The 1,310-nt window shown below is 61.9% G+C and carries 3 protein-coding genes; all 3 read right to left on the bottom strand.

Going from position 1 to position 1,310, the window contains the following annotated elements:
* Positions 1 to 47: 47 nt before the first annotated feature.
* From B071_RS0112950 to B071_RS0112940, 3 genes are read right to left on the bottom strand one after another with little or no spacing between them, the layout of a single operon-like run.
* A complete protein-coding gene (locus tag B071_RS0112950; RefSeq protein ID WP_018527495.1) occupies positions 48 to 434 on the bottom strand; it encodes a hypothetical protein in 387 nt (128 codons plus the stop codon).
* On the bottom strand, positions 431 to 736 hold the full coding sequence (locus tag B071_RS0112945) for a hypothetical protein (protein WP_018527494.1): 306 nt from the start codon (positions 734 to 736) through the stop codon (positions 431 to 433). The genes B071_RS0112950 and B071_RS0112945 overlap by 4 nt, the downstream gene beginning before the upstream one ends.
* Positions 733 to 1,137 carry a hypothetical protein gene (locus B071_RS0112940; RefSeq protein ID WP_018527493.1) on the bottom strand — a complete coding sequence of 135 codons (405 nt, stop codon included), beginning with the start codon at positions 1,135 to 1,137 and terminating at the stop codon, positions 733 to 735. The genes B071_RS0112945 and B071_RS0112940 overlap by 4 nt, the downstream gene beginning before the upstream one ends.
* Positions 1,138 to 1,310: the final 173 nt, after the last annotated feature.

Genomic DNA, 1,310 nt, shown 5'->3' with positions numbered 1-1,310 from the left:
AGCCTTCAACGGCTTCACCAGCGCCCTTCGGATCTCCCTCTCGTAGGTCACGTGACGGCCTCCAGGATCTCGTCAAACTCAGCGAGGGTGATCTTCACCATCCCGTGAGGTGCCTGGTCGCTGTGCCCGTCCTCCAGGGGGACGATGTAGGGCACGTTGTTGCTCAGATAGATCGCGACGTTCTCCACCTCCCAGCCCTCGATGACAGGAATCGCCTCCTCTATCGTCGCCCCTCCGTCAGGGTCGGCCCGCTCAATCTCGGTCTCGATGGGTGAGCCGGTACTCGCCTGCCAGTTCCCCCTCGCCCGGCCCTGATCCACAGGCGTCCGCATCACCACGCGCCGGAGAATCTCCAGGGCTGTCTTGCGCGGGATGATCTGCATGCGGTCCTTCGTCTGGTTTGCCCACCGGCGTATATCGAGTGCGAAGCTCATCCAGCGTCGTCCTCCACCGGTTCGTACGTCTTGTCGAAGATGTCGGGCTTGCATGGGTAGAACTCGCCGCTTACGCCCTTGATGATCCAGTCACCGACAGTAGCGGTCATAGTTCCCTCAAGGGTTTCTATTTTCAGGCCTTCTTCTTTCACGGCGTCGCAGTACGTCGCGAACCTATCATGATCTGCTTGGGTCTCGACGTTCACCCGCTGTCCCATAAACTGCAGACACTGGAGAATGCTTGCGTCGGAACTGAGCAACTGCATGGCCTCTATCACAACTGGTTTCTTCCTGAACTTCATCGCGCCTGCACCTCCGTGTAGATCGTGACCTCCGCAGGCCGAAAGGGGATCGCCTGCACCACCTTAAGCACCGCCCCGTCGGTATGCAGTTCATCCCCCGGGACCGGGTGCCCGCTTGCGAGGAACAGCCGGTCCCGGGCCTGGACCAGGGAGCCGTCAATGTGGGTGATGGCAAACCGGTTCTCCAGGACGAAGCACGGGATCTTCGTCGCCTGAGCCGGGTCGTCGTGCACGATGGTGCCCTCACTGTCCTCCCAGTACCATGTGCCGGTGAGGGCATCGAACTTCTTCTCCCAGCCGCCCGCACTCCCCGGGCGAACGATCGTCGCCGCTTTCCCGTTCTCCCGCAGCTCGTCCGCAACCTCGCGGGCCATCTCCAGATACTCAGCCGTGTTGCTCATACGGTGATCCTCACGCCCGGAGAGCGGGTGTAGCCCCGCACCAGATCGCTCACCGTCGTCAGGGTGTCACGCGTTGGCGCCCTGTCGAGAAACTCAGTCTCCAGGGGCCCTGTCCGCTTGCGCTTGATGTAGCCGCCCCGTTTCAGTAGCGGCTGGAGATTCACCCCCTGCAC

Source organism: Alkalispirochaeta alkalica DSM 8900, assembly GCF_000373545.1.
In the GTDB taxonomy this organism is placed as follows: Bacteria; Spirochaetota; Spirochaetia; order DSM-27196; family Alkalispirochaetaceae; genus Alkalispirochaeta; species Alkalispirochaeta alkalica.
Note: the sequence above shows the minus strand (reverse complement) of the source record. Positions and strands in the feature narration are given on the sequence as shown.

Excerpts from the sequence above, each read along its gene's own strand:
- B071_RS0112940 (WP_018527493.1), bottom strand. The coding sequence starts at position 1,137 with ATGAGCAACACGGCTGAGTATCTGGAGATGGCCCGCGAGGTTGCGGAC.
- B071_RS0112950 (WP_018527495.1), bottom strand. The coding sequence starts at position 434 with ATGAGCTTCGCACTCGATATACGCCGGTGGGCAAACCAGACGAAGGAC.
- B071_RS0112945 (WP_018527494.1), bottom strand. The coding sequence starts at position 736 with ATGAAGTTCAGGAAGAAACCAGTTGTGATAGAGGCCATGCAGTTGCTC.